This window comes from Pseudomonas sp. 2hn (assembly GCF_019646095.1).
Classification (GTDB): Bacteria; Pseudomonadota; Gammaproteobacteria; order Pseudomonadales; family Pseudomonadaceae; genus Aquipseudomonas; species Aquipseudomonas peradeniyensis.
In genome coordinates, this window is sequence record NZ_CP081016.1 from 2,410,969 (window position 1) to 2,436,908 (window position 25,940).

The 25,940-nt window shown below is 59.2% G+C and carries 31 protein-coding genes and 1 pseudogene; 24 read left to right on the forward strand and 8 right to left on the reverse strand.

Annotated features, from left to right (window positions below):
• Positions 1-70: 70 nt before the first annotated feature.
• The 4 genes from K2O50_RS10980 to K2O50_RS10995 all read left to right on the forward strand — a co-directional run bounded on the left by K2O50_RS10980 (position 71) and on the right by K2O50_RS10995 (position 1,929).
• Entirely contained in the window at positions 71-613 is a 543-nt protein-coding gene (locus K2O50_RS10980; protein WP_050706073.1) for an AAA family ATPase, read from the forward strand.
• 79 nt (positions 614-692) lie between these two features.
• Entirely contained in the window at positions 693-881 is a 189-nt protein-coding gene (locus K2O50_RS26890) for a hypothetical protein (protein WP_050706072.1), read from the forward strand.
• A gap of 477 nt (positions 882-1,358) precedes the next feature.
• Complete coding sequence (locus K2O50_RS10990) at positions 1,359-1,598, forward strand: hypothetical protein (RefSeq protein WP_050706071.1); 240 nt, start codon at positions 1,359-1,361, stop codon at positions 1,596-1,598.
• Between the two features lie 67 nt (positions 1,599-1,665).
• Positions 1,666-1,929, forward strand: coding sequence for a contact-dependent growth inhibition system immunity protein (locus K2O50_RS10995; protein ID WP_052895967.1), 264 nt, complete (start codon positions 1,666-1,668; stop codon positions 1,927-1,929).
• A gap of 156 nt (positions 1,930-2,085) precedes the next feature.
• Here the strand turns inward: K2O50_RS10995 and K2O50_RS11000 are convergent, their stop codons facing one another.
• Positions 2,086-3,003, reverse strand: coding sequence for a LysR family transcriptional regulator (locus tag K2O50_RS11000; RefSeq protein WP_050706069.1), 918 nt, complete (start codon positions 3,001-3,003; stop codon positions 2,086-2,088).
• A gap of 125 nt (positions 3,004-3,128) precedes the next feature.
• Here K2O50_RS11000 and K2O50_RS11005 point away from each other — a divergent pair, with 125 nt between their 5' ends.
• The 5 genes from K2O50_RS11005 to K2O50_RS11025 all read left to right on the forward strand — a co-directional run bounded on the left by K2O50_RS11005 (position 3,129) and on the right by K2O50_RS11025 (position 7,451).
• Entirely contained in the window at positions 3,129-3,887 is a 759-nt protein-coding gene (locus K2O50_RS11005) for a 5-oxoprolinase subunit PxpA (protein ID WP_050706068.1), read from the forward strand.
• 94 nt (positions 3,888-3,981) lie between these two features.
• On the forward strand, positions 3,982-4,227 hold the full coding sequence (locus K2O50_RS11010; protein ID WP_050706067.1) for an acetyl-CoA carboxylase: 246 nt from the start codon (positions 3,982-3,984) through the stop codon (positions 4,225-4,227).
• A 10-nt stretch (positions 4,228-4,237) separates the two neighbouring features.
• The gene (locus tag K2O50_RS11015; RefSeq protein ID WP_050706066.1) at positions 4,238-5,611 is read left to right on the forward strand and encodes an acetyl-CoA carboxylase biotin carboxylase subunit; all 1,374 of its coding nucleotides are present in this window, start codon (positions 4,238-4,240) and stop codon (positions 5,609-5,611) included.
• The gene (locus K2O50_RS11020; protein WP_050706065.1) at positions 5,608-6,480 is read left to right on the forward strand and encodes an allophanate hydrolase subunit 1; all 873 of its coding nucleotides are present in this window, start codon (positions 5,608-5,610) and stop codon (positions 6,478-6,480) included. The genes K2O50_RS11015 and K2O50_RS11020 overlap by 4 nt, the downstream gene beginning before the upstream one ends.
• On the forward strand, positions 6,477-7,451 hold the full coding sequence (locus tag K2O50_RS11025; RefSeq protein ID WP_050706064.1) for a biotin-dependent carboxyltransferase family protein: 975 nt from the start codon (positions 6,477-6,479) through the stop codon (positions 7,449-7,451). The genes K2O50_RS11020 and K2O50_RS11025 overlap by 4 nt, the downstream gene beginning before the upstream one ends.
• 76 nt (positions 7,452-7,527) lie before the next feature.
• Here the strand turns inward: K2O50_RS11025 and K2O50_RS26630 are convergent.
• A pseudogene (locus tag K2O50_RS26630) lies at positions 7,528-7,764 on the reverse strand (GNAT family N-acetyltransferase; N-acetyltransferase); the annotation flags it as partial.
• A gap of 108 nt (positions 7,765-7,872) precedes the next feature.
• On the opposite strand from K2O50_RS26630, the gene K2O50_RS11030 reads away from it, so the two are divergent.
• Positions 7,873-8,115, forward strand: coding sequence for a hypothetical protein (locus K2O50_RS11030; RefSeq protein ID WP_052895951.1), 243 nt, complete (start codon positions 7,873-7,875; stop codon positions 8,113-8,115).
• 104 nt (positions 8,116-8,219) lie between these two features.
• Positions 8,220-8,669, forward strand: coding sequence for a hypothetical protein (locus K2O50_RS11035; RefSeq protein WP_050706063.1), 450 nt, complete (start codon positions 8,220-8,222; stop codon positions 8,667-8,669).
• Positions 8,670-8,923: 254 nt separating this feature from the next.
• Here the strand turns inward: K2O50_RS11035 and K2O50_RS11040 are convergent, their stop codons facing one another.
• The 3 genes from K2O50_RS11040 to K2O50_RS11050 form a co-directional block, all read right to left on the reverse strand.
• Positions 8,924-9,823 (reverse strand): DMT family transporter, encoded by a 900-nt coding sequence (locus tag K2O50_RS11040; RefSeq protein ID WP_050706062.1) that lies wholly within the window; start codon positions 9,821-9,823, stop codon positions 8,924-8,926.
• 23 nt (positions 9,824-9,846) lie between these two features.
• Positions 9,847-11,358, reverse strand: coding sequence for a sensor domain-containing diguanylate cyclase (locus tag K2O50_RS11045; protein WP_052895949.1), 1,512 nt, complete (start codon positions 11,356-11,358; stop codon positions 9,847-9,849).
• A gap of 160 nt (positions 11,359-11,518) precedes the next feature.
• Positions 11,519-12,616: an SDR family oxidoreductase gene (locus K2O50_RS11050; protein ID WP_050706060.1), complete on the reverse strand. Its 1,098-nt coding sequence runs from the start codon at positions 12,614-12,616 to the stop codon at positions 11,519-11,521.
• Positions 12,617-12,689: 73 nt separating this feature from the next.
• Here K2O50_RS11050 and K2O50_RS11055 point away from each other — a divergent pair, with 73 nt between their 5' ends.
• The 4 genes from K2O50_RS11055 (at position 12,690) to K2O50_RS11070 (ending at position 17,042) form a co-directional block, all read left to right on the forward strand.
• A complete protein-coding gene (locus K2O50_RS11055) occupies positions 12,690-13,076 on the forward strand; it encodes a MerR family transcriptional regulator (protein ID WP_050706059.1) in 387 nt (128 codons plus the stop codon).
• A 92-nt stretch (positions 13,077-13,168) separates the two neighbouring features.
• On the forward strand, positions 13,169-13,693 hold the full coding sequence (locus tag K2O50_RS11060) for an RNA polymerase sigma factor (protein WP_025339489.1): 525 nt from the start codon (positions 13,169-13,171) through the stop codon (positions 13,691-13,693).
• Positions 13,690-14,526, forward strand: a complete 837-nt coding sequence (locus K2O50_RS11065; protein WP_050706058.1) for a FecR family protein — start codon at positions 13,690-13,692, stop codon at positions 14,524-14,526. The genes K2O50_RS11060 and K2O50_RS11065 overlap by 4 nt, the downstream gene beginning before the upstream one ends.
• A 77-nt stretch (positions 14,527-14,603) precedes the next feature.
• Positions 14,604-17,042: a TonB-dependent receptor gene (locus K2O50_RS11070; RefSeq protein ID WP_050706057.1), complete on the forward strand. Its 2,439-nt coding sequence runs from the start codon at positions 14,604-14,606 to the stop codon at positions 17,040-17,042.
• A 322-nt stretch (positions 17,043-17,364) separates the two neighbouring features.
• Here K2O50_RS11070 and K2O50_RS11075 read toward each other — a convergent pair whose 3' ends face one another.
• Entirely contained in the window at positions 17,365-18,279 is a 915-nt protein-coding gene (locus tag K2O50_RS11075) for a LysR family transcriptional regulator (protein WP_220690011.1), read from the reverse strand.
• 141 nt (positions 18,280-18,420) lie between these two features.
• Between K2O50_RS11075 and K2O50_RS11080 the strand changes: the two genes are divergently transcribed.
• Both K2O50_RS11080 and K2O50_RS11085 read left to right on the forward strand, forming a co-directional pair.
• Positions 18,421-18,816: a RidA family protein gene (locus K2O50_RS11080; RefSeq protein WP_050706055.1), complete on the forward strand. Its 396-nt coding sequence runs from the start codon at positions 18,421-18,423 to the stop codon at positions 18,814-18,816.
• A gap of 166 nt (positions 18,817-18,982) precedes the next feature.
• On the forward strand, positions 18,983-19,696 hold the full coding sequence (locus K2O50_RS11085) for a tellurite resistance TerB family protein (protein ID WP_050706054.1): 714 nt from the start codon (positions 18,983-18,985) through the stop codon (positions 19,694-19,696).
• Positions 19,697-20,007: 311 nt separating this feature from the next.
• Here the strand turns inward: K2O50_RS11085 and K2O50_RS11090 are convergent, their stop codons facing one another.
• Positions 20,008-20,250, reverse strand: coding sequence for a hypothetical protein (locus K2O50_RS11090; RefSeq protein WP_050706053.1), 243 nt, complete (start codon positions 20,248-20,250; stop codon positions 20,008-20,010).
• Between the two features lie 613 nt (positions 20,251-20,863).
• Between K2O50_RS11090 and K2O50_RS11095 the strand changes: the two genes are divergently transcribed.
• The 7 genes from K2O50_RS11095 to K2O50_RS11125 all read left to right on the forward strand — a co-directional run bounded on the left by K2O50_RS11095 (position 20,864) and on the right by K2O50_RS11125 (position 24,775).
• The gene (locus K2O50_RS11095) at positions 20,864-21,364 is read left to right on the forward strand and encodes a hypothetical protein (RefSeq protein WP_050706052.1); all 501 of its coding nucleotides are present in this window, start codon (positions 20,864-20,866) and stop codon (positions 21,362-21,364) included.
• 12 nt (positions 21,365-21,376) lie between these two features.
• Entirely contained in the window at positions 21,377-21,619 is a 243-nt protein-coding gene (locus tag K2O50_RS11100; protein WP_050706051.1) for a hypothetical protein, read from the forward strand.
• Between the two features lie 400 nt (positions 21,620-22,019).
• A complete protein-coding gene (locus K2O50_RS11105; RefSeq protein WP_050706050.1) occupies positions 22,020-22,277 on the forward strand; it encodes a hypothetical protein in 258 nt (85 codons plus the stop codon).
• Positions 22,278-22,479: 202 nt separating this feature from the next.
• A complete protein-coding gene (locus tag K2O50_RS26635; protein WP_256206004.1) occupies positions 22,480-22,638 on the forward strand; it encodes a DUF3077 domain-containing protein in 159 nt (52 codons plus the stop codon).
• 163 nt (positions 22,639-22,801) lie between these two features.
• Positions 22,802-23,707: an alpha/beta fold hydrolase gene (locus K2O50_RS11115; RefSeq protein ID WP_050706049.1), complete on the forward strand. Its 906-nt coding sequence runs from the start codon at positions 22,802-22,804 to the stop codon at positions 23,705-23,707.
• Between the two features lie 378 nt (positions 23,708-24,085).
• Positions 24,086-24,343 (forward strand): hypothetical protein, encoded by a 258-nt coding sequence (locus K2O50_RS11120; protein WP_050706187.1) that lies wholly within the window; start codon positions 24,086-24,088, stop codon positions 24,341-24,343.
• A 144-nt stretch (positions 24,344-24,487) separates the two neighbouring features.
• Positions 24,488-24,775, forward strand: a complete 288-nt coding sequence (locus K2O50_RS11125; RefSeq protein WP_050706048.1) for a DUF3077 domain-containing protein — start codon at positions 24,488-24,490, stop codon at positions 24,773-24,775.
• Between the two features lie 160 nt (positions 24,776-24,935).
• On the opposite strand, the gene K2O50_RS11130 is transcribed toward K2O50_RS11125, so the two are convergent.
• A complete protein-coding gene (locus K2O50_RS11130) occupies positions 24,936-25,862 on the reverse strand; it encodes an RHS repeat-associated core domain-containing protein (RefSeq protein WP_256206003.1) in 927 nt (308 codons plus the stop codon).
• Positions 25,863-25,940: the final 78 nt, after the last annotated feature.

Below are 25,940 nucleotides of genomic sequence, written 5' to 3' on the forward strand. Positions count from 1 at the left end.
GCTTGCAGTTGACCATGTCGGCGATTGCCGTAAAATCGCGCGCCCAAAATTCAGCAGGCAGGGAGCTTCAATGCAACGGGTGATGATCATTGGTCAGCCAGGGTCTGGGAAAAGTACCCTGGCGCGCAAGCTGGGTGAGCGCACAGGGCTGCCGGTCGTGCATATCGACACGATTCACTGGCAGCCGGGGTGGGTCGAACGCAGCCGTGACGAGAAGACGCGTCTTTGCCATGAGGTCGAGGCCCGTGAACGCTGGATCTTCGAAGGCGGACACTCGACCACATGGAACAACCGGCTGGCCCGCGCCGACATGCTGATATGGATCGATCGCTCGGCGCCGCTTCGATTCTGGCGCGTGCTCCTCAGGACGGCGCTGAACCGCGGTCGCTCTCGGCCCGACCTGCCGGACGACTGTCCGGAACTGCTGGCCAACCTGCCGGAGTTCTTCAGGTTCATGTGGCGGACGAAAACCTCGTCTCGGGAGGCGATGAGGCGATTCGTGGCGACGGCGCCGTCAGGGTGTCGCGTGGTCTGCCTGCGGTCGAATCGGGATACCGAGGTTTTTCTCGCTAGTCTGGGCGCGCAATCTGATCAGGCAGTGCAAGGCCACTAGAGACTCGATTGCGCTTGATTGGCGGCAGACGTCTGCCGTGAAGCATGTCAGAACGTTTTAACCTGCCCAAGGATGGCCCATGGCGCTGACCAGCAAGATCACGACCTACAACCCTGAATGGCCGCAACGGTACCAGTCGGACAAAGTGCTGCTCGCTTCGGCATTCGGTGATGAACTTCTCGCCACAACAGCGTCTGATTTCTGCGGCGACGCAGCCAGCAGCTGCTTGGAGAAGTGGTCTTTCGCACACGGTGAGATGTTTCAATAGCCAATCGTCCGTCCATCCTACCCACTCGCCGGCAACGCTTCGCAAATTCGACTCAAGGGCCGGGAAAACCTCTCCCCAAAGAATGGTCTGAATATCTCCCGGCGAGTATTCGCTTTCAATGATGGCCTTAGTCACGTAGGCGAAAGTAGCGTTATCGATCTCGGTATCAAGGAATAACTCGGAAAGGGCTTGCCAAACCTTAAGGCGTCTTTGGTCGACCACGGACACAATTCCATCGCTCGGCTGCCGAAAGTCTGTAGAGATTACTTTTTCCAGATGCGGATGTCTGCTATGGGCCGAAAGCGGCCATTCTCGAGTGAGCCCTTCGATCCATAGCGAATCGCCGTGGCTGCCTGTGTAGAGACCGGACACATGGTGCCTGGCAAAGCAGCCAAGGTGGGGTTGGGCTTTGCGTGTGCTTGCCCAGGTCTATAAGCTGCAGCCTTAGTCCCAATCAACTTCGCAAGAGGCAAACCTTTGTCCACCGATCCGCTGTGTCTCGTTTTTGTTCCGGCGCTTGTATCCCTGCTCAAGGCGGCGGAGGATCGCAAAGGCTCCCAGCTCAGCGAGGATGAGGTGCTTGAGATTCGCGATAATGCAACCGCGACAGCAATACCCTTCAGTGTCGCCGTCGCGTTGGAAAAAGAGCGGGGTTACGAGGACATCGTTCCAGAGGAGTGCTGGAAGGAATGGCAGCGAGTACGCTCATTTCTCTGAGCAAACAGTCCTCACACAACCGTTCGGGGCCGGAAATTGCGCAATTGCTATCGGAGCCATGGATCAAATGACGACAGTCTCCAGCCTCATCGGCCCTTGGAAAGGTGCGGCGTCGACAACGTTGCTACAGCGTTGTCGAAATGCCTGGGACACGCCTTTCGAAGAGCTTTCAGATCTCATGGTCGCTACTTTTCTGAGCCAGCGAATCGCAGTTCCTCAACTGTTGGTCGAGGCCATGCGGCGGTTGGATTCAGAGCCCCGCGATGACACGGAGTACTTCGATGGCCAACTGGCTGAGGCAGTTTCGGCGCTGAAAGCTGACGGTGTCTGACCGTTAGCTGCCCGGCTATGGAGCGATAGCGGCATCGCAACAGAACACCAGTATGTATGCATTCCTCAGCCTGTCTTAATCGCCATTCCACAACCACCGAAAGTGCTCGTTTGCAACGTCACGTCCGCCCATGACCCGGATAGGCTTTCGTTGCTTTCAGCGCCGTGCGGAGAGTTGTTGCGGCGCTAGGAATGCATCGTGGAAGTAATTGTGGAACGCGTGCATCGCCGGGCTGAATTCCCGCTCGCGATGCCAGGCCAGGCCGACGCTCATGGGGGTGACCTTGTCGGTAATGGTCACCGTTTCGATGCGTTTACCCTCCAGCGACCAGGGGCGATGTACCAGGTCGGAGAGGATCGCCACGCCGCTGCCGTTGGCCACCATGCTGCGCACTGCCTCCACAGAGCTGGTGCGGATTCGCACATTGGGCTGCTGCTGGGCATGTTCCCAGTAGCGCATGGCGCTTTGTTCGGCTTCGTCGACGGTAAGCAGGATGAACGGCTCCTGTGTGACGTCGGCAAGGCTCACGGCCGAGCGCTCGCACAGCGGGTGATGGCTGGGCAGCCACAGCCGGCGCTCGGAATTGAACAGGGTTTTCGAGACGATGTCCGGGTGGGTCAGGTTCGAGGTCAGCACCACCGCCATGTCGAACTCGCCTTCCAGCAGGCCTTGCTCGATGGCCTGGCGCTCCCGTTCGTGCACTTCGATGGCCACGTCCGGGTGCCAGTGTTCCAGGCGTTGCAGGTGATGGGGCAGGAAGTAGCCGATTACCGTGTAACTGGCCGCTACCCGCAACAGGCCGGTGGCCCGAACGTCCGGCAGTGGGCTGTTGAGGGCGTCCTCTACGCTGCGCAAGATCACGTAGGCCCGGTTGAGAAAGTGCCGTCCGGCATCGGTCAGGCTCATGCCCTGGGCCGAGCGCTGGAACAGTAGCGTGCCGAGCATGCCCTCCAGTTCCTTGATCGCAGTGGTCACCGCTGACTGGGAAATATTCAGATGAATCGCAGCTTGGGAGATTTGCCCGATCTCGGCCGTGGCGACGAAGTAGCGAACCTGGCGCAGGGTCAGTGACATGAACACTCCGCTTGATGGGGTATCTGTTTTTCAGAAGATATCCCCTCGGATAATAGATCTTCCCAAGGGGGTGACTGGAACTTAACGTGCTCTGCATGAAGTCACAAGCGTCAGGAGCACGTGTCATGCAGGCAGTAGATTTCAATTCGGACATGGGCGAAGGCTTCGGTCCGTGGACGATCGGCGACGGGGTCGACAACGAACTGATGGGCTTCATCAGCTCGGCCAACATCGCCACCGGTTTCCATGCCGGCGACCCCGGCACCATGCGTCGCACGGTCGAGCAGGCCAAGCGCCTGGGCGTGGCCGTCGGTGCCCATCCGGGCTTTCGCGACCTGGTCGGGTTCGGCCGCCGCCACATCCAGGCATCGGCCCAGGAGCTGGTGGACGACATGCTGTACCAGCTGGGCGCCCTGCGGGAGCTCGCCCGCGTTCAAGGCGTGGCCCTGCAACACATCAAACCTCATGGTGCGCTGTACATGCACCTGGCCCGGGACGAAGAAGCGGCGCGCTTGCTGGTGGAAAACCTGCAGCGCCTGGAGCCTGAACTGCTGCTGTATTGCATGCCCGACTCGACGATCTGGCGTATCGCCACGGAGCTCGGCCAACCGGTGATCCGCGAGTTCTACGCCGACCGCGAATACGACATCAGCGGCTCCATCGTCTTCACCCGCAATGTGCGTGCCTACGACCCCGCCCAAGTCGCTGCGCGGGTACTGCGTGCCTGTCAGCAAGGCGTGGTGCGCACAGTGGAAGGTGAAGACCTCGCGATCGAATTCGATTCCATCTGCTTGCACAGCGATACACCCGGTGCCCTGGCACTGGTCGAGGCCACCCGCCAAGCGCTCGATGGCGCGGGGATCCAGGTGCGCGCACCACGATAAAGCCATCTAAGACACCTGGCGCACAGACGCCAGGGTTTGCTCGGCACACAGATTTTTTGCCTGCCTTTCTACAACTATTCCAAGAGGAACAGACATGGCGCAGCACACCGTCATCACCCCATTGCCTGGGACTTTCTACCGCAAAGCCACTCCGGAATCGCCGAACTACGTCGAGGCCGGTGCCAACGTCAGTGCCGACACGGTGATTGGCCTGATCGAGGTCATGAAGCAGTTTTCCGAACTGACCGCGGGTACGGAAGGGCGTCTGGACGCGTTTCTGGTCGAAGACGGTGATCCGGTGGAGCCGGGTCAGGTCATCGCGACACTCGAAGACGCGTGAGGGCACGACCATGACCCAAGGCATTGGTAAACTGCTGATCGCCAACCGTGGCGAGATTGCCGTGCGGATCATCCGTGCCGCGAAAGCGCTCGGGATTCCAACCGTGGCAGCATGCAGCGAAGCAGACACCGACTCCCAGGCCGCGCGCATGGCCGACGAAGTGCACATTCTTGGCCCGGTCCGCGCTGACAAGAGCTACCTCAATATCGAGGCCTTGCTCGGTGCCCTGAAGGCCACCGGGTCCAACGCGGTGCACCCCGGTTACGGCTTCCTTTCGGAAAACGCCGATTTCGCCGAAGCGGTACTTGCGGCCGGCGCGATTTTCGTCGGCCCATGCCCCGAGACCATCCGCCGCATGGGTGACAAGGCCGAAGCCCGGCGCACCGCGCAAGCGGCGGGCGTGCCGGTGGTGCCCGGTTCTGCCGATGAACTGTTCGATGTGGAGTCGGCGCTCGAGGCCGCCAGATCCGTCGGCTTCCCGCTGCTGATCAAGGCCTCGGCCGGAGGCGGTGGACGCGGAATTCGTCTGGCGGAAAACCCGCAACAGTTGCGCGAAGAATTCCCCCGTTCCCAGCGCGAAGCCCAGGCCGCCTTTGGCAATGGCGCGGTGTATCTGGAGCGCTTCATCGGCAAGGCCCGGCATATCGAAGTGCAGGTGCTGGGCGACGGCAAGCAGGCGGTGCACCTGTTCGAGCGCGAATGTTCGCTGCAACGCCGTCGCCAGAAGATCTTCGAGGAAGCGCCGTCGCCGGTCCTCGATGCGCAGCAGCGCGAGGCCCTGTGCGCGAGCGCCGTGCGCCTGACCGAGGCGCTGGGATACAAGGGCGCCGGCACCCTTGAATACCTGTACGACGACGCCACCGGCGAGTTTTTCTTCATCGAGATGAACACACGGATCCAGGTGGAACATCCGGTCAGCGAGCTGATCACCGGTATCGATCTGGTCCAGGCCATGTTGCGCATTGCCGGTGGCGAGCCACTGGGACTCAGGCAAAGCGATATCGAGATCAACGGCGCAGCCCTGCAGATGCGCCTGAACGCCGAAGACCCCGCGCGGGATTTCTTCCCAAGCCCAGGGCTTGTGCAAGCGCTGCACTGGCCGCAAGGCGAGGGCGTGCGGGTCGACAGCCATCTGTATGAAGGCTACCGGGTGCCGCCATACTATGACTCGTTGCTGGCCAAGCTGATTGTTCATGGCCGTGACCGCGCCGAAGCCCTGGCCCGCGCGCGACTGGCGGTCGAGCAGACCACGCTCACCGGCATGGCCAGCACCTTGTCGTTGCATGGCGAACTGCTGGAGCAACCCTGGTTGCACACCGCCGACTTCCACACCGGCACTTTGGAAACCTGGCTGGCCGAGCGCCGCAGTGAAGGTGCAGCATGAGCAGTCCGATTCGCTACAGCTTTGGCGCCGACGAACACCTGTTTGCCGAAGTCAGCGACAGCATGTCCCTTGAAGCCTTCTTCAAGGGCATGGCGGTCACCCGCGCGGTGGAGCGTCTGGCCCTCGATGGCGTGCTCGACGTGTGCTTGGCCAACGCCTCGTTCCAGATCCGCTTTGACCCGGATCGCATCGCGCCGGCCGATCTGCTTGAAGCGGTGAAGGGGGCCGAGGCCCAGGCCGTGGCCGAGCGCACGCTGCATACCCGGATCATCGAGATCCCGGTGCTCTACAACGATCCCTGGACCCACGAAACCCTGATGCGCTTTCGCGACCGCCACCAGGACCCGAATGCCACGGACCTGGAGTACGCCGCGCGCATCAACGGCTTGGCCGACGTCGAGGCGTTCATCGCCGCCCACAGTGGCGCGCCGTGGTTCGTTTCGATGGTGGGCTTCGTCGCGGGCTTGCCGTTCATGTTCCAGATGGTCGAGCGCGAACGCCAGTTGCAGGTGCCCAAGTACCTGCGACCCCGTACCGACACGCCGAAACTGACCCTGGGTCATGGCGGCTGCTTCGGTTGCATCTACTCGGTCCGTGGCGCCGGTGGCTACCAGATGTTTGGCGTCACCCCGGCACCGATCTACGACCCGCAGCAGAGCCTGGCGTACCTGAAGGAGCACATGGTGTTCTTCCGTCCCGGCGACATCGTGCAGTTCAAGCCGATGGACCGCGATGCCTATGACCACGCCGTGGCCGAGGTCGAAGCCGGGCGCTTCGATCTGCGCATCCGTCCAGTCGAGTTCTCGCTCGATGCGTTCCTCGCCGACCCGATCGGTTATCCCAAGTCGCTGCAGGAGGTGCTGGCATGATCAAGGTGCTCAAACCCGGTCTGGCCACCTCGGTGCAGGACCTCGGCCGCGAAGGCTACTACCACCTGGGTATCCCGCCTTCCGGGGCGCTGGACCAGTACGCCCTGAGCGCGGCCAACCAGTTGGTGGGCAATCCGGCCAATTCGGCGGCGCTGGAGTGCACCTTGCTGGGGCCGGAGCTGGAATTTCAGCAGGACGCCCTGGTGGCGGTATGTGGTGCGCAGATGACGCCGAAGGTCGATGGCGTGGACATGCACTTGGACACCGCTTTCGAAGTGAAGGCCGGCCAAGTGCTGCGTTTCGATTTTCCCAAGGCTGGCGCGCGGGCTTATCTGGCGGTGGCCGGCGGTATCGATGTGCCGGTGGTGCTCGGCAGTCGTTCCACCTACGCACTGGGGGCGCTGGGTGGCTTTCAGGGGCGCAGGCTGGTGATGGGTGATGAACTGCCGATCGGCACCGCCAGCGGCAAGGGGCGTGCCGGGGCGAGTCTGCCCATGGCGTTGCGACAGTCGCTGGGAGGGGAGATCACCCTGCGGGTGGTGCCGGGGCTGTACTACGACCGCCTGACCCTGGCGGCGGCGGACAGCTTTTTCGCCGAAGCCTGGACCGTCGGCTCGGAGGCCGATCGCATCGGCTATCGCTTCAAGGGTGGCAGCCCGCTGAGCTTCCAGCCTCGCGAGCAGCCGTTCGGCGCCGGCTCCGACCCTTCGAACATCGTCGACAGCTGCTACCCGATCGGCTCGATCCAGGTGCCGGCAGGGCTCGAGCCCATCATCCTGCACCGCGATGCGGTGTCCGGTGGCGGTTACGCGATGATCGGCACGGTGATCAGCGCCGACCTCGACCTGGTTGGACAGATGCAACCCAACCAGAAGGCCCGCTTCGTCGCGGTGACGCTGGAGGAGGCGCTGCAAGCCCGACGTTCCTATAAGAAAAAGCTCAGCTGTCTGAGCAAGCTGTTCCCTTCCTGAAAAGCCAAAAAGGCAAGCCAACGCCGCATTTCGGTGCGGGGGCGGCTGCCCGCGCTTCAACCTCTGACGTAAAGAATTAGCGACTGGCAGTCGATCTTTCTAACCAGTCAGCACGAGTCATCTCCCATATTTCGACCTCCATCTGTCCAGATACGAAATCTCCTGCCCGCACGTCTACCAAGCGCATACCCTCATGTGTCGAGACCTTGCGAGATGCGTCATTGGCAACAGCTTTGGGAGCCTGCATGACCGGACGCGACAGGGTCTCGAACCAATAGGCATTGATAATCCGGCATGCCTCGCGCATGTAGCCCTACCAAAGCGACGGTCGAGGGCAGACCGTCGCTATCCGACCCTTAGCGGCCATTCATAATCTGAAAGACAATGCCTACCTGCGTATACCTTAGCGAGGGAGAAACTTGTGGATCTTCATGAACAATTGGCCGAGGTCATGGACGCGACGACCTTCTTGGCTTTCGTCCACGCCCTAGCGGCTGATAAACGCGCAAGCAACGATTGGGAGAATACCAGCGTTGAAGCCTTCCTGGATGCCGCAATAGCTTGGGCCGAAGTCAGTGAATTTGGTATCCGCCAAGGGCTTTCACCTTCCAACCCGTGGGCGCAGTTCGCTACATTTCTTTACTGTGGAAAAATTTACGAATAAGTGAAGAGCAATTCCGCTTCTGTTGTGTGTTTGCGAGTGGTCTATCGCCAGAACGCCTTGAAAGCTCTCTGGTAGGCTTCAAAGCCTTGATTAAAGGAGCCAGTATGCGTATCACCCAAGATTTACGTGCAAACGAAATCCTCAGGCTTGAGCATCTCTTGGAGGGTTTTAACTATTCGGTCTGGGTCAACACCTATGGGCCCTTTGACCTGGATAGGACGCTTGAAGAGCAACTCGCTTTTTCCACCGGTAACGAAGTGATCATCGGCGGGCAGTCCTGCGTGACCGCAAGCGAGGCTCGCAGTGAGGTTACCGAGCAACTGCTGCACGCCGGGGATGGCGGTTACGGCCCACTGGATTTGGATGCAAAACGCTCCGAAATCCTGAGTCTTCTTGAGGACCTGTTCACGCATGTGCGCCTAGACCAGGCCAGCACCCTAACTTCATTTTGGCTAACCAAGGGCCATCCGGCATACCCAGTGTTCTGGGACTTCGCTTTCGATATTCATCAGGGTGGGAAAAGATGGATTCTGATGGGCAGTAGCAGCGACTAGGCTGGGATAGCTAAGCTTTCTGAAGACTTGGCCAAGCTTGCTGCTATGACCGCCTTGGGTCGATAGCGGTCAGTCGTGAACGGCTGATATCGCCCCATTACTGACAGTAAATCCTGCAGCAATCTTTGTGGGAGATTCTATGGTCGGGGAAAGCCGCGACAGCAACCGGATCTATCTGACCTACGATGTTGCGGTTTGTTAATGTGATGCGGTGGCGCGAGTATGCACTCCTCGGGGCGCTTGCTCGCCGTGTTTTACCCTGCGGACGGCTGTGGCACTTTCTTGCCTAACCGGATCAGCTCGTTGGAGAAACACAATCCGCAGAGGATCAGCCCGGCCCCCAGGTACAAAGTGTCTCGTGGCACTTCATTGAGGATCACGAACGCCAGAAGCGCGGCAAACAGTGGTTCAGTCAGTTCCAGTGCCTGGACCTGCGATGGCTTCAAATACTCGATGGCCTTGGTGGTACAGAAGAAGCCGAGGATGGTCGGCAACGCGGCCAGGGCCAGCAATGTCATGACCGCTGCCAGCGACAGCTCTCCAATGATGAACCCATCGGTTGCAGCCGGCATCAGCAGGTAGAGGCTGCCGAAAAACAATAGTTGCCGAGTGAAATGCAGCCCCCCGGAGACGCCCATGCGTTTCATGGCAACCGAAAATGCACCATAGCCGCAGCCTCCAATCGCAGCGAGCACTGTGCCTTGCAGCGTGAAACCTTGTTCCAGGTCGGCTCCGAAGATCACGGCAATACCGGCTATCGTCAATCCGGCGCCTACTGTCGCGTTGGCGGTGATAGGGTCCTTGAGGACTATCCGCCCCAGTAATATCGAAGAAATGGACGCGCTTGCCATCAGGATCACCACGACGCCTGCCGCGGCGTAATGGCTATAGGCCGAGGTTTCAAAGTGGAACAACACGAAAATGCCGAGAAAGGCGCAAACGGCGGCATGGAACCACTTGGCCGTATGCAGGGGGCGCTTGAGAAACAGTAGCAGTGCTGATAACAACAGGCAGCCGAGGACTGTTTTTATCAGGGCGATGCTGCTGGCGCTGAATCCACTGTTCATCAACACTTTGCTGAGTACGCCGATCGTTGCATTCAGTGCAGCGGCACAGAGTGCAAAGAGTACGCCTTTGCCGAAACGAGATTGCATTTGTACATTCCTTGTTATTGGCTTTATGCCTTCGCCCGGTCGACATGCAGGCGATTGCGGCCCGCCTGCTTGGCGGTATAGAGCGCCCGGTCGGCACGTTCAATCAGCGATGGCGGGCTGTCGAGGGCCGTTCCATCGACGCAGGCGATGCCGATGCTGGCGGTCACATGCCCGAAAGGGCTGCCTTTGTGAGGGATAGGTTGCAAGGCCAGGCGCTCGAGCATCAACCTGGCGACGACGACCGCTCCGTCGTTGTCGGTCTCGGGCAGGATCACGGCCAGTTCTTCACCCCCGTAGCGTGCCAGCAGGTCGCGAGGGCGGCGGATGCAGGAAGAGAGCAGGGAAGCTATCTGCTGCAGGCAGGCGTCGCCAGCCGGATGCCCATAGGTGTCGTTGTAACGTTTGAAATGGTCGATATCGATCATCAGCAGAGCCAGCGGGGTGCCATTTCGATGGGCCGTGCGGATTTCCTGGGGCAGCGCCTCGTCAAAGCAGCGCCGGTTGGCAAGCCCCGTGAGCGCATCGTGCATCGCCAGGCTTTCCAGTTGTTGGTTGCTCTCCAGTAACTGCTGTTGGGTCAGCCAAAGTTCGTTTTCGACCGCACTTCGTCGGCTCATGGCACGAATCAGCAACCAGCCAATGGTCCCGATCAGTGCCAGCAGCGCAGCGACCACCAGTGACGACAGCAGCGCCTCGAGCCGCCAGGCCGAGAGTGCTTCCTGCTTGCCCAGCGCGACCGTTGTCACCAGGGGTAGCTTGTCGCTCTTGCGAAACGCGTAGAGGCGCTCCACGCCGTCCAGGCTGGAGGTGAACGATGCGGTGCCCGCTGGCTGGTCAACGAGATATTTGGTAAAGATGGGCGACTTCGAAAAGTTGCGCCCCATGTCCTGTTCCCGAAATGGGTAGCGCACCAGCATGGAACCGTCGGTATAGGCCAGCCCGATGGCACCGTCATGGCCGACATCCAGTTTGCCGAAAAGCTGCAGGAAGTTCTCGACGCCAAGCGTCATGGCGACAACGCCGGCGAACTCGCCATGGTCATCGCTGAATCGCCGGCTGATGGTGATCACCCATTCCTGGTTGACGCGGCTACGGATTGGCAGGCCGATGAAAGGGTCGCGGGATGGGTCGTCACGGTGGTGGATGAAAAAGGCTCGGTCGCTGCTGTTGGCACCGTCGGGGATGGGACGGTTGGACGACATCAGCCAGCGTCCATCCCTTGCGTAGATAGTGATGCCGCTCATCGGCGGCATCAACGGTTGCTGGCGCTTGACCAGTTGATCCAGACGTTCGATCTGCGCGGGCCCGGCCCCCTCGGTTTCCAGACGCTCGACCAGGCCGAGCAGCAGCATCGAGCTCTGACGGACGATACCTTCCGAATAGGTGGACAGTGCCTGGGTCAGGTTAAGGCCATGGACGTTGACGTCTTCCAGGGCGCGCTCGCGAGAAGCCATGACCTTCCACAGCGTTAACGAGGCGAGAGAGCAACCGATGACCGATAGCAGTAGCACAACGAGGTGGATGTCACGCTTCACGTCAATTCACACGCCTTTTTCCCTAAAGACCAAGTTGAGCGTCGATACGCTATAACTAACCAGACGGTCAGGAAGTAACCATCCGGTTCATATGCAATAATATAACACCGAAGTTGCTGAAGTGTTCGACAGAATTACGCGCTCTATCAGAACCCGTTTGTTAACTTCCGGCAGGATTTGCAGAAGTGTGAACACGAGAGGGTAAGTAACCTTGGACGTAGCGCACGGTCTTTTCCAACGTTCGCGCCATGTCGGGATGTCCCAACTGGTACTTTTGTTCCAGTTGCTGACTGTCACTCATGTCGAAGCGCTGCGTCTGGATGAAGTTCAGTGACTCGGCGCTGATCGACAATCGGGTGGCCAGGCCGGGAATCGCCAATAGCCACTTCAGCAACCCTATGGGTACATGGCGGCGGGGTGCCTTGATATTCAGCGTTTGGGCCAGTTGCTCGAGCATACCCTGCAGGTTCGGGGTGTGCTCATACAGCGCCAGGACCTGCCGGTTGGCCATCGACGGGTCGAACGCCACGTAGGTCATCATCTTTACCAGGTAATCGACGCTGACCAATGGCAACCAGTGCCTGGCGGAACCAGGGACAGCCTTGAACCGGCCCAGTGCCAGATTTCGAATGAGGTCGGCCAGAGGTTGTCCTTCAGGGATGTGCCCGCTCTCGCTGTGGCCACACACCGTAGCAGGATGAACGATCGAGTAATCTGCGCCTGCCTCCTGCATGTAACGGATGACTGCGAAATGGGACTCCAGCTTGCTGCCCTCGTAGCCCCCCACACGGTCGTATACTGCAGACCAGTTGGTGTTTTCAGGGTGCTCGTTATCAACTCCGATCCTTGCCAGATGGGGGAGGTTCTGCAGCATATAGCCGCCCACCATCAGCAAGCGGATACGCTGGCTCGCCGCGAGCATGGCGACCCTCAGTGCCCCTTGTACATTGACTGCGCGGGCCTGCTCCATTGTCAGACCCCAGGTAAACTGCGCCGCGAGGTGGAAGACCACAGCGACGGAAGCTACGCATTGCCTGTCTGTTTCGCTGAGTCCAAGCCCATCCCTGCTGATGTCTCCTTCAACTGCATTTATATATGCAGGGTTACCTCCCAGTTGGCCTACCTGCTCTTTGAGGCGTTCAATATTTTCAGGGTTGCGCATGAGCACCCAGGTCTTGTGCCCTGTCGCAGTAAGACGGGCCAATAAGTGTTGGCCGACAAACCCACTGCCGCCGGTGACGAAGCATTCCACGCTCATATCTGAATCCTTGTCTGGATGATCGGCGCAGGCTAAGGTGTAGAGCGTACTCTACAGTCAAGGAATTTTTACTGTGAATGTTGGAGAGTTGGAGCGCCGGAGTGGCGTCGGCCGCCATACATTGCGCTATTACGAGCAACTCGGGCTTATCGTGGCCCATCGCCAAGCCAACAACTACCGTAGCTACAGCGACCAGACCGTTGTTGATCTGGCCTTTATTCAAAGTGCCCAGAGCGGCGGTTTTTCGCTCGCCGAGATCGGCGACATCCTTGCGGCCAAGCGGGGTAATACGATCGATTGCGCGCAGGGCGCGATGTTGGTAGCCAGCAAGATGGCCGACATTCAAGCGAAGATCACCACGCTGCAAGCCGCCTATGTTCTTCTGGACGCGGAGCGTGCAAAGCTGGAAGCCAGTGCCATTGCCAACGGGCTGACCATTCCTCACCTTCCTGCGATTTAGCATGGCTCGAAGCCGTAGCTTGTTTATTCGCAATTATTTCTCATTTACACTTGTGTCTTGTTTCGGGGCCTACCTCTTATTCAGGATGCATCGTGTCGTTCGATCCCGCCAAACCGACGCTGCTGTCTACATTGGTACGTCACTATGACGATCTGGTGGACCACATTCGCCGACGCTTCGGCGACAGAAGCATGGCGCGCGATGTAGTGCATGACGTGTGCGTGCAGTTGCTTGAGCGCGGTGAGAAAGACGACGTCCGAACCCCACTGGCCTTGCTACGAAAAATCTCCCATGACACCGCTGTGAGTCGCTATCGTAGCGATCGCCGCCGAGGCGCCTGGGTAGAGGCTATCTCCGAGCTGCCTGAGGTGGCCTGCCCGGCAGCCACCCCGATGACCAGGTATGACAGCGAGCGCGAGTTTCAACTGCTCGTCGACGCTATCACAGACCTCCCACCTCGCTGTCAGGCTGTTTTCGTCATGCACAAGATTCACGAAATCCCCCAGGCAGAAGTAGCCGCTCGCCTCGGTATCTCCATCAAGACAGTGGAAAAGCACCTGCGCCTGGGGTTGGCGGCGTGCAGGCAACGGCTTGGGCGCGATGAGGTGCATCCATGACCAAGCAGCCCGAACAGGCGCCACTGGACGAGGCTCTGGGGCGACATCGTGAAGAGCTCAAGCAGCTGTTCCCCATGCCGCCGTCCAGGCCTGCGCCCTCGAAAGCGGTGAAGTCGGCAGGTATCACGCTGGCGCTTGCGATCGCCTTTGCAGCCCTGGCGTGGCTTAACCCTGTCTACAAGAGCGAGCGTTTCGCTACCGCCATTGGTGAGCGGCGCGCTGTGCTGCTGGGCGATGGAAGCAAGCTGCTGCTCGACAGTGGCACGCATGTCGATATCAGTTGGCGTCTGCTCAGCCGCGAAGTCGACCTGCGCGCAGGGCAGGCGCTTTTCGATGTGTCCTCGGCCGTGTACCGCCCCTTCGTGGTGTCCGCTGGCCTGGCGAAAGTCGAGGTGCTCGGTACGCTGTTCAATGTTCGCCGCCTGGATAACGACGCGGTGCGTGTGTCCTTGGCCCGTGGGCGCGTGGACGTCACCGCGGCGGCTGCAGCACAAGCGCCTGTCACCCTCAGGCCAGGGCAACAGGTCGACTCGATTGGCGGGCAACTGATGCCGGTTGCGAAGGCCGACGCCTCCAGGGCGATGGCATGGAAAGATGATCGCATCGTGTTCGAGCAGACGCCGCTGGATGAAGCGGTGTCGTTGCTGCGCCTCTATCGCAAGGCCCCCATCGAGCTGAGCGACCCAAGCCTGGCCGCACTCAAGGTGACAGGGGTGTTCGAGGCGCACAATGTCGACCTGCTACTGGATCTGCTGCCCAGCATCCTGCCCGTCGCCGTGCTGCAACAAGGGGATGGCAGCGTCCGGATTCAACCCAAATCGACAAGAAAATAATTCTCAGGCGCAGGTAGGGTTTCTCGATCTCCATGGCGGCTACTGAAAAAGCCCAACCATAAAAAGGAACTCGAGAAGTGCATTTTCCCCTCCGCAGTCGCCAGCTACGCTTGTCATTGCTCGCCAGTAGCCTGCTCATCGCAATGTCGGCCCAGGGCCGGGAAAAGGTGAACATGGATCTCCCCGCCGCGCCGCTGGGCGAGGCCATCAACGCGCTCGCACAGCAGTCTTCGGTGCAGATCATCTTTGCCAGCGATCTCGGCGCAGGCCGAGACGCGCGTGCGGTGAAAGGGCGGTTCACACCTGAGGAAGCACTTCAAACGCTGCTCAAGGACAGTGGCTTGCAGGTACAGGCCAAGGATGAGCGCACGTTCGTCATCGTCGCGCAGGGTGCCCCTGCATCCAGCCCCGCAACCCACAGCGTGCCCGTGGAAATGGCGCAGATGGAAATCACCGCCTCGCGCACCAGCAGCAGTCTGGTTTTTGCAACGCGGCAATCCACCGTTCTGGAGCATGAACAACTGCAGGAGCTGCGCCAAGGTTCAGAGAGCCTGGCCACGGTACTCGCCAAGGCGATTCCTGGCATGTCCGACTCCAGCCGCACCGTCACCGAGTATGGCCAGACCCTGCGCGGGCGCAGCATGCTGGTCATGGTCGACGGGGTGCCGCTCAATACCAACCGCGACTCTTCGCGCAACCTGGCCAACATCGACCCGGCACTGATCGAACGGGTCGAAGTCATCCGTGGCAGCAGCGCCATCTACGGCAGCGGCGCCACGGGGGGCATCATCTCCATCACCACACGGCCTGCTGGTGGCGAAAACCGTGCCGAAACCAGCCTGAGCGCCACCTCGCCGCTCACCCGCCTGGGCAGCGATGGCCTGGGAGGCCAGTTTCAGCAGTATTTCGCAGGCTCTCAGGGCGCGGTGGACTACTCGTTCGACTTCGGTACCCGCCATATTGGGGCATCGTACGATGCGCACGGAGACCGGATCGCCCCGGAGCCAAGCCAAGGCGACCTGTTCGATTCGAACATCTACAACATTGGCGGCAAGCTGGGGCTGCACATCGACGAGAACCAGCGAATCCAGCTTGCAGTCAGCCGCTACGATGCCCGCCAGGACACCGATTACGCTACCGACCCGAGCGTCGCGAAACTCCCCGCAGGCTCTGTGCCGGCCAATGCGATCAAGGGCCTGGACCTCGACGAGCAGAACCGCATTCGCAACACGCTGGTGAACCTGGAGTACGAGAATCTCGACATTCTTGGAAGCCGGCTTTCTGCCCAGATGTACTACCGGGACTACTTCACCCGCTTCACCCCGTTCGACGCCCGAGCTGTTGTCACCCGCGGCGGCAATGTCGACCAGATCATGCAGAACAGTGAAGTCTTCGGCAGCCGCCTGACCCTGCGCACGCCACTTGGCGACAGCGGCAGTACCGAGCTGGTGTGGGGTGGCGACTATAACCAGGAGCGCAGCGACATGCCGCTCGACGTCTTCGACCCTGCGGCTTATGACGCCAGTGGCGGCCTGGTATTCGACAAGACCGGCAAGCTCACCTACATGCCCCCGCTGAGGACGCGTAGCGCCGGAGCGTTCGCCCAGCTGCAGCATCGCTTCGACGAGCATTGGTCTATCGACGGCGGCCTGCGCTACGAATACTCCACCGCCGAGTTCGATGACTTCGTTCCGTTGTCTGAATCCACGGCTACCTCCCCGGTGGCGGTGAAGGGTGGCGACATTCATTACGATGCGGTGCTGTCGAACCTGGGCATCGTCTACTCACCGGTACTCGGCCAGGAAATCTACGCCTCTTTCAGCCAGGGCTTCCAATTGCCCGATGTGGGCATTCAGTTGCGCAATGCGCGCCGTGGTTTCGACATCGACGCATCGAACCTGGAACCGGTCAAGACCAACAACTACGAGCTTGGCTGGCGAGGAGAGCTGGGCAGCAACACCCTCGGTACCTTGGCGCTGTTCTACACCACCTCCAAACTGGGGGATGTGCAAAGTTTCAACAATGGCCTGATTCTGACCCGCACCAAGGAGCGCATCTACGGAGCTGAAGCCAGTGCCGATTGGCTATCGGACGATGCGGTGTGGGGCGCAGGGGGGAGTGCGACCTGGATGCGCGGGCGAGAAAAACCGGACGGCAAAGGCTGGCAAGACATGACCGGCTATCGCGTTCCGCCGCTGAAGCTGACCGCCTACGTGCAATACAAGCCGACCCTGGATTGGAACAACCGCTTGCAAGCCACGTTCTTCGACGCCAAGGACTACAGGCTCGATGGCGTGGACAGCTTTGGTCGGCATCAGGTGAGCAGCTATACGACAGTCGACCTGATCAGCCAGTACCAGATCTCCGCTGACGACAAGGTGAGCGTCGGCATCCAGAACCTGTTCAACCGCGACTACTACCCGCTCTACAGCCAGTTGCTGCGCAATAACAACAACACCAGCCACTTGCCGGCACCAGGCACTGTGTTGACTGCCAGCTATACGCACAATTGGTAAAGTGGTGAGCAATCACCGGGCGGGTATCGAGCCCGGTGGTCATTTACAGCTGGCCGTGCCGACTTCAAGTGAAATCCTGTCTATGTGGGAGCGGGCTCGCCCCGCGAACACGGGCATAGCCCGTGCCAGGTAGATTCGTTTCCAGGGCCGACCTCTTCGCGGGACAAGCCCGCTCCCACAAAGATTGCAGCGGGACTCACTGTCAGCTATGGGTCGGAAGTGGCCGGTCACGAAATGCCGCTAACGCCCCATAGTTGGCCTCCGCCGCACTGTCAGAAAACGGGCAGCAGCGGAAATTCGGTGGAGCGGCCTTGCATCTGTTTCAGCCAATCACTGGCGCATGCTCGGCCATCAACTCGATTATCCAGTCGATAAACACCCGCACCTTGGCGCTGACATGTCGATTCGGCGGGAAGGCCAGGTACATCGGCATCGGCGACATGTGCCAGTCTTCAAACAGCGGTAGCAGCTCGCCGCTGCTCAGGTGCGGTTTGGCCATGTACTGCGGCAGCCAGAGCATCCCCAGGCCAGCCAGGCCGGCGGCAAGGTACGCATTGCCGTCATCGACCGTCAGTTGTGGGCGGGCCTGGACCTCTATGCGCTCCTCACCTCGCTGCATCGCATAGGGCAAGGTTTTGCCTGTACGAAACCAGAGAAAGCCGATGGTTTTGTGCTGGCCTTCCTCTAACTCACGGGGGTGCACCGGTGTCCCGAAGCGCTGCAAGTAGCCGGGCGTGGCATAGATGCCGAGTTTCAAGTCGCCCACATGCCTTGCCACCAGGGACTGATCGGTGATCTCGCCGCCACGCACCACGCAGTCGACGTTTTCACCAATGATGTCGACGATGCGATCACTCACGCCCACGGTCAGCTGGATTTCAGGATAACGTGCAAAGAATTCCGGCAAGGCGGGTATGAGCAGCATTCGCGCCAGCGGGCTGGGTACATCCACCCGCAGCCGTCCGCGTGGTGTCGTGGACGCGCTGGACAAGCTGGTCTCGGCGTCGTCCATGTCGACCAGTAGCCGAACCACGCGTTCGTAGTAGGCCGCGCCGTCGGCGGTGACATTGACCTTGCGTGTGGTGCGGTTGAGCAGGCGCACGCGCAGCCTCGCTTCCAGCTGCTGAATGAGCTGCGTCACGGTGGTCTTGCTCATGTGCAGGGTGGCGGCCGCCTTGGTGAAACTGCCGGTTTCCACCACTCGGGCAAACGCCTGCATTGCATCGAATCGGTCCATTCCACGCCTCGTTCGCACCTGGATTGTTTGGAGTATACAAACAGTCCTGACCAGAACTGCCCGTTTATCCAGGGAAGAGGGCCTTCTTATAGTGGCCTCACCGTAGACACCGGGCTTTGATGGCCCAGAACGAGGTAGGTAATGTCCAGCAAACGTGATGTCGTTTTCCCGCCAGATCGCCATGCATTGTACGAGTTGCACCGCTACTCGCCTGCGATTCGCTCCAATGGTTTTCTGTTCGTATCCGGTCAGGTCGGCAGCCGCAAGGATGGTTCGGCCGAGCCTGACCTCGCGGAGCAGGTTCGTCTGGCCTTCGCCAACCTCAACGCGATCCTGGCCGAGGCCGGCAGTAGTTTCGAGGATGTGATTGATACGACCATCTTCATGGTCGATCCCGACTCGAAGTTTGAAACCATCTGGGAAGTGGCGGCCGAGTATTGGGGCGAAGCGCCTTATCCTACGGTGACCGCTCTTGGCGTGACCTGGTTGTCCGGCTTCGACTTCGAGATCAAGGTGATTGCGAAGCTGCCGCGATAGAGGCGGTCCAGCCCCTACTTCCGATTCAAGTCGCAGGGCGCGTTCATGCTATTTAGCTGCACTCGGTCGGCCCCCGGTTACCCGTCGGCCAGACGGTAATGGCGGTTCGCCTTGCGGGGGCTATCGTTGCTTGTCTGGGCGACGACTACCGACCGAGGGCGGTGCCATGAACACGAGTGATCTACTGGAACAGTTGCTTCGGGCTGGGCAGGGCGCGCAAGCGCAACAAGGGCGCGGCGGCATGTCAGCACAAGATGGCCTGGGTGGTTTGCTGGGAGGGCTGCTTGGCGGCGGCAGTGGAGCAGGGGGCGGTGGTGGCCTTGGTGGTTTACTGGGTGGCCTTCTGGGTGGCGGTGGTGGCAACGCCGGCGCTTCCGCTCAGGGACGCTCTGCTGGTGGCGTCAATTACGCGGCTCTGGCGTCGTTGGGCATGATGGCGTTCCAGGCTTATCAAAGCTGGCAGCGCAGCCAGGCGGCAGCCCCGCAACAGACCGTGCGTACCGTGGATCAGTTGTCTGGCCCCGAGGCCCAGGATCACAGCCATGCGATCTTGCGTGCGCTGATTGCGGCAGCCAAGGCTGACGGTCGCATCGACCCGCAGGAAGAACAGTTGATCTATGCCGAAATCAAACGTCACACCAGCGACCCGCAACTGCAGCAATGGCTGGATGAGGAAGTCAGCAAACCACTGGATGCTGTCGAGGTGGCGCAGTCGGCCCAGGACCCGGGCATGGCTGCGGAAATGTACCTGGCCAGTGTGATGCTGGTGGATGACCAACAGGACGCGGAGCGGGCCTACCTTGATGAATTGGCCAGTGCGTTGGGGATCGATCCGACGTTGCAGGTGCATCTGGAACAGCAGGCGAAGGGGGCCGCTTGACCTGACTGAGATGCCTGCGCAGCTGATCAACCTGTAGCCAGCGCAGGCTAGGTCCGAGAGATTGCGCGCACACTCGGGCTATTCGTTTCGATCCGAGGCGGACATTGCTCCAAGACCGTGTTTTCAACGCAAGCCTGATTGTTGGACAGCGTGGGAGCTGGCTGGCCCCGCGATCACCGGCAATGCCGGTGCCATACGCCGCATCGCGGGGCAAACCCGCTCCCACGTTGGTAATGCTTGTAACGTTGTTCCCTGCACGACTGCGTAGCCCATAGGGCCAGGCGATCTCCTACAGGAACCTGACCTGGGCTTCAACCCACCTCCGTGAACCGCCGCCGCGTCATGAACAGCACCGCGCCCAACGGCACGGCCAGGAGCGCCAGCAGCTCCAGGTCAAAGCCCAGCACCTGCTGCTGGTCGAAATTGAAGATGCCGACCAGGCCCGCCGCCAACATCGCCACGCCCAGCCACTTACGTAAGGGGTATGGTTTCAGAAACTGAACGAGGAGTGCGCCCAGTACCAGAAGGATGGCAGCTTGCATGATGTAGGGCATATGCAGCTTCTCAGACCGGATGACCAAAAGTGGGGGATTCTCTACAAGCGCTGGGTGAGATGTAAACCGTCTTTTTCGGGCTGGGTAGACGGGCAGGGGGGAGATCCCGCGCCGCGTCCTACAGGGATTAATCAGATTTTCCCTATTTCGAGTAGTCCGTTTCCGAAGCATGCTCTACCCGCTTTTACGCCATCCAACCTAGGTCTAGCCTTGCCTTGCTGGGTCGCTACAAAAAAGTAGCGACCGGGTCTGCAAGCCCGAGCGGGACATCTAGATCAGCACCACCCATTGCCATTGGTCTCAAGGCATTGGCCGTGCATCACGGTGGCTGCGTACGGGTGGCCTTCGGGTCAGTCGGGCTTGCTCTAGTTGCCCCGGTCTTGCAGGCCCGTACGTGGCCGCCACCCCTTCGTTTGCAAGCGATGAGTTGCGGGCTGATCAGCGTAACTAGAGGGTTTCAACATGAAGATTTTCCCCGACCCATGAGTTTCGGCTTCTTGCTATGCAGCCATTTCGCGGCACAAGACCGCTTCTAAAGGGATCGTGTCAACTTTCAGCTGCATCTGGATGCCCGACTGTTCAGAATCTCCGCTTATTTTGTAAGGAAGCGTTAATGAACTTTGAAGGGACACACCAGTACATGGGCAACCACGGGATCGTGTTCAACATTTCGCAGATCACCCTCACCGACAGTGACCGCGGTCGCTTGCGCGAGCTGCATTTTGGCGAAGCAAAGCATGCCCATTACCAAGTTACCAGCAAAGTCGTAGAGGTGTACGACAAGATGCAGGCCAAAAACCTGCCCTGCGTGATGATGGTAGGTATTTCCAAACCGCTGACCCGTCAACAAGCAGACACCCTCAATGCCCAGCGCACCAGCATTGCTAACCTGGCGCTCTCCGCTTTCGGTGGTGCTGCCCGTGCTGTGGGCAATCTGGCCGGGCCAGTAGCAGGGCTTGCCGCCGGTACTGCTGTAGGTATGGGCGTGCGCTCTTACGTTAATGACGTCTTACCCACCTACCATGCTGGTGACGTAGTCGTGAGCATTCAGGCTCAGGTAAGTGGTGGGATTGGCCCGCAGCGTACTGCCGAATCACTTATCATCAGGGCTTGAGAGGAGGTGCACATGTCCGAATTTACGCAGGCAGTCATCTTCGTTGCACTGGCTTTTCTATTTGAACGGTTCATGAGGCCATACTTGCTGCGTAAGTGGCTAGGCGTTGCGTTGGTCATTGCTGGACTGATTGGTTGTGTTGCGCTGAGCCAGACTCGTTTGCAGAGCTTTGACCTGGGATTGATGTCTGCCCTTGCAGTGCCGCTCGGCATAGGGTTGTTCCTGAGCAGACGACGATTTGAGGGGCGAAAGTAGGATCCTGGAGCGGCCTTGCACCTGTTTCGCCCGGTCTGCAAGCCTGCGCGGTATTAGGGTCTGTAGGAAATGTGTCTGTGCGAAGGCCAGACAAGGCGAAACGGGGGGAGGAACGGCCGGGGTCGCGCCCGACTGTACTGGAGTACATGAGCATTCCGAGCCCCGTTTCAACGCAGTATGGGCGAGTGCAGATACATTTCGTATAGAGCCTAGGATGGTGGTCACCATGATCTTCGGCGTTGAGTAGTGGGTCTCGCTTTATGGTGGCTACGTGCTGGTGACCTTTGGGTCAGCCGGGTTTTCGCCTCGTAATACCCCGGTCTTGCAGACCTGCACGTAGCTGCCGCCTTTTACCTGCAAGTGAAAAGTTGGGGGCTGTCTAATACATTGCGAGGTATTTTTGCTTAAGATCGCCCCGGATCCACTGCCGTCCACCGAATCCCCCCACCTCCTTGAAGACACTCTGTTCCAGGCCTATGAGTACGTCATGTGCGCACTGGCCGTCGCCCATCAGCTGTTCAGCCACCTGCCCAAATCACCGGCCACCCTGGTGATGCTGACGATGATGCACGAGCTTGATGCCACCCGCATGCTGCTGGAGTCGGCTTTGGCCCAGCTCCAGATGAGTGAACGACCGCCGTCATACACGTTGCACTGACAGGGTTGCCACAGACCCCAGCGTCGACCTAAATCATTGAGTGACGGTCAGTTCCACAAGAGAGGATTTCGCAAATGGACAACGAAACCCCTGCAGACTTCGGCCAGCTCGGCTGGACCGTCAGTAGCTGCACCTGCCTGGAAGGCTCCACCAAAGGTACGCGCCTGTTTCGTGTCGAGCCGGCAACTGCGCGAGCCACGCCATGGAGCAGGCCTCCGCGCTGCTCGACAGCACCCGCCGGGCGTCCTTCATCGGTGTGATGGACAACGAACCGGTGCTGGTCTGGGCATCGCACTACCTGAGCGATATGGCTAAGGCATTGATGGATGATGCGCATATGGGGATGTTGAAGAAGGTGTGAAACAGAGGCCGGTGGTCTGGGTGGGCAGCCGCGCCGACCCAGACCATGCTCGAATGCCCTCAACGCCTTCTATCGTGGCGACAAGTCCGTATAGTGCCTAGCTCTCATCAGTCAAAGGAGTGGCCATGAAACAAGCAGCACATCGCCTGGAGAGGGGAATCCAATGCGTATCGCAATGATCCTCGCGGCAGTCGGGACCACCTTGTCGTTGATGTCGACGTCGCTATCGGCGTCACCCGGCCAGCCTTCGTCTCCATTACCCACTGATCAGCAGCGTATCTCGGTCCAGGTCGAAGGCGAGGGCAGGGATGTGATCCTGATTCCGGGGCTGGCTTCGTCTCGCGAGGTATGGACTGACCTTACCACTCGGTTACGCCAGAGCCAGCGTCTTCACCTCGTGCAGCTCGCAGGCTTTGCCGGTTTGCCTGCGCTGTCCGATAGCGAAGGGAAAGTGGTCGCTCCGGTGGCCGAGGCAATTGCTGACTACATCCGCACCCAGCATATCGAGGCACCCGTGATCATCGGTCACTCGCTGGGGGGAGAGGTTGCATTGATGCTGGGGGCTCGTCATCCCGATCAGGTCGGTCGTTTGATGATCGTCGATGCGTTGCCGTTCTATACGTTGCTGATTGATCCTTCGGCCACCAGCAAAACCGCTACCGTGCAGGCAGCAGCAATGCGCAGTTCGCTGTTGGCGGCATCGCCGGAGCAGAGCGAAGCGATGCAGAAGGCATCTATTGCCCGACTCGCCAAGACCGAGGCGGTCAGACCAGGGCTGGTTTCTGCGGGGATCAGCTCCGATCGCAAGACTGTGGCGGACGCCGTGTATGAATTGATGGTCACCGATCTGCGTCCCGAACTCGGGTGCATCAGCGCACCGGTCGAAGTCGTTTATGCATACGACGATTTTTACGGCGTGCCTGCATCCAGCGTCGATGCAACGTTCCGTCGGGCCTATGCCTCGACACCTGATATCCATTTCACCCGGATCGATGACAGTTTTCATTTCGTCATGCTCGATCAACCGGAACGGTTCGCCAGCGTTGTAGAAACCTTCCTCAAAAAGTAAGCAGAGCAGAGTCCGGCCAATGATTCGTTGGCGCGTCCTACATGGATGAATCAGATTTTCCCTATTTCGAGTAGTCCATTTCCGAAGCATGCTTCGCCCACTGTTGCGCCCTCGAAGTGGCGGCTAGTCTCGTTGGGTCGTTGCCAAATCAACGACCGGGCCTGCAAGCCCGTCTGAACATCGAACTGTACTCACCTTCGAGTCGCTGGCGTTTTCCAGTGGTTGTGCTCAATGGTGGCTACGTGCGGTTGGCCCTCGGGCCGGCCGGGTTATCGCTCGATGTTCCCCGGACTTGCAGACCCGCACGTAGCCGCCACCCATCCTCCTGCAGGTGAATGGGTGTCTGGTTGATCATTCATGAACGTCGAGTATGAAGTCATGTTGAAGATCGTCCCGGATCCACCCCCGTCCGCTGAATCCCCCCATCTCCTTGAAGACACCCTCGTCCAGGCCACCGAGTACGTCATGTGTGCACTGGCCGTTGCCCATCAGTCGTTCAGCCATCTGCCAAAATCACCGGCCACCCTGGTGATGCTGACGATGATGCACGAGCTTGATGCCACCCGCATGTTGCTGGAGTCGGCACTGGCCCAGCTTCAGATGAGTATGCGACCGCCGTCATACACATTGCACTGATAGAGCTGCCACGGGCCCCAGGTTCCGCGCCGCAATCAAAATTGCCGGGGCTGCTGCGCAGCCCTTTCGCGGCGCAAGGCCGCTCCTACAGGATCGAGCTAAATCAATGAGTTACGGTTAGTTCCACGAGAGAGGATTTCGCAAATGGACAACGAAACCCCTGCAGACCACGGCCAGCTCGGCTGGACCGTCGGCAGTTGCACCTGTCTGGAAGGCGCCACCAAAGGTACACGCCTGTTCCGTGTGGAACCCGGCAACTGCGCAAGCCACGCCATGGAGCAGGCCTCCGTGCTGCTCGACAGCGCCCGCCGGGCGTCCTTCATCGGTGTGATGGACAACGAACCAGTGCTGGTCTGGGCATCGCACTACCTGAGCGATATGGCCAAGGCATTGATGGATGATGCGCATATGGGGATGTTGAAGAAGGTGTGAAACAGAGCCCGGCGGTTCGAAAAGGACCGCCTAGCCTCATGACGGAATGCAGATAGGCAGGTTTATAAAGGAATGTGCACCGTATTCTACAGTACTCATTGCCCTCGCAGTCGTCGCGCCCAACTGACGAGTTTTGCTAACTTTCTATATATCGCGCAGGTCAGGCGTCAACTCGTATGTCGCTTGATTTCGAGTTTAAATCTGCGTTGCGCTCATAATATGAATTTCTGCGAAATAGTGTTGATTCTTTTGTGGGTAGAACCTTTATTTTGTCAAATGAGCTTTCAAAGAAAACCATTATTTCGGTTCCGGCGGCGTAGTCGAAATCCTTACCCCTTTCGAGGTTGTTAAAGTTCTGTATGTATACCCCGTAAGTGCGCGGGCTAGACTGAGTGAGGAATGCGCTTATGTTGGCGTAATGTTTTGCCAGTTTGTAGTTGTCAGTTGCGTAAAAGCCGTCTCCATGATCACCTTTGCCAAAATATTTATGGTCGATTCCCGCAGCTAACGATTTCTCATAAATCGAAGCGCTGCCATGAAATCCAATCAACTTATAACCAGTTGGCACATTATTGCGCTTAAATAAATGCCTTAGGGTTAGGGTGGTATCTGTAACAAACTGCCAAACTGTAATGTGTCCATCTGGATCTTTGTTGTTTACTGGGTCCCCCAAACAATAAATATATGGATTTAGGCCGCCTGCACCAAAAGGACTAATGCTGTCAGGGCTGTTGAAGCGCTTTAATGAGGGGCTGAACGCCCGGTAACCGTGACCTAAGTGATAGCGCTGCGTCAAAGGATCAAAGGGCTCGCCGTTAAAGCCAAGTAGCGCCAATACACCTTTATGCCAGCCATAGGGGGAATAGACAATGCATCGTCGAGGATGTGCGGGCTTGAACAGGCTCGAGGGCGAATGATTTTGTTCAGCGGCTATCAGAGTGGTGATGTACGAGCTGCATCTGAATTTTTGTCTGACGGATACGTCTGGTAGTGCACGGCTTAGAGTATTGCCTGACAAGACTTCGCCCGAGGTGCGCTTCGAATCAATAGACATTTGGATCCGTCCGGCAGTTACGGTCTGGAACATAAGCATTCCACGGCTACCTGAAAATAAATACTAGTAAAATTGATAGCTATCTGTTGAGGCACCGAAGCGAGCGGTTAA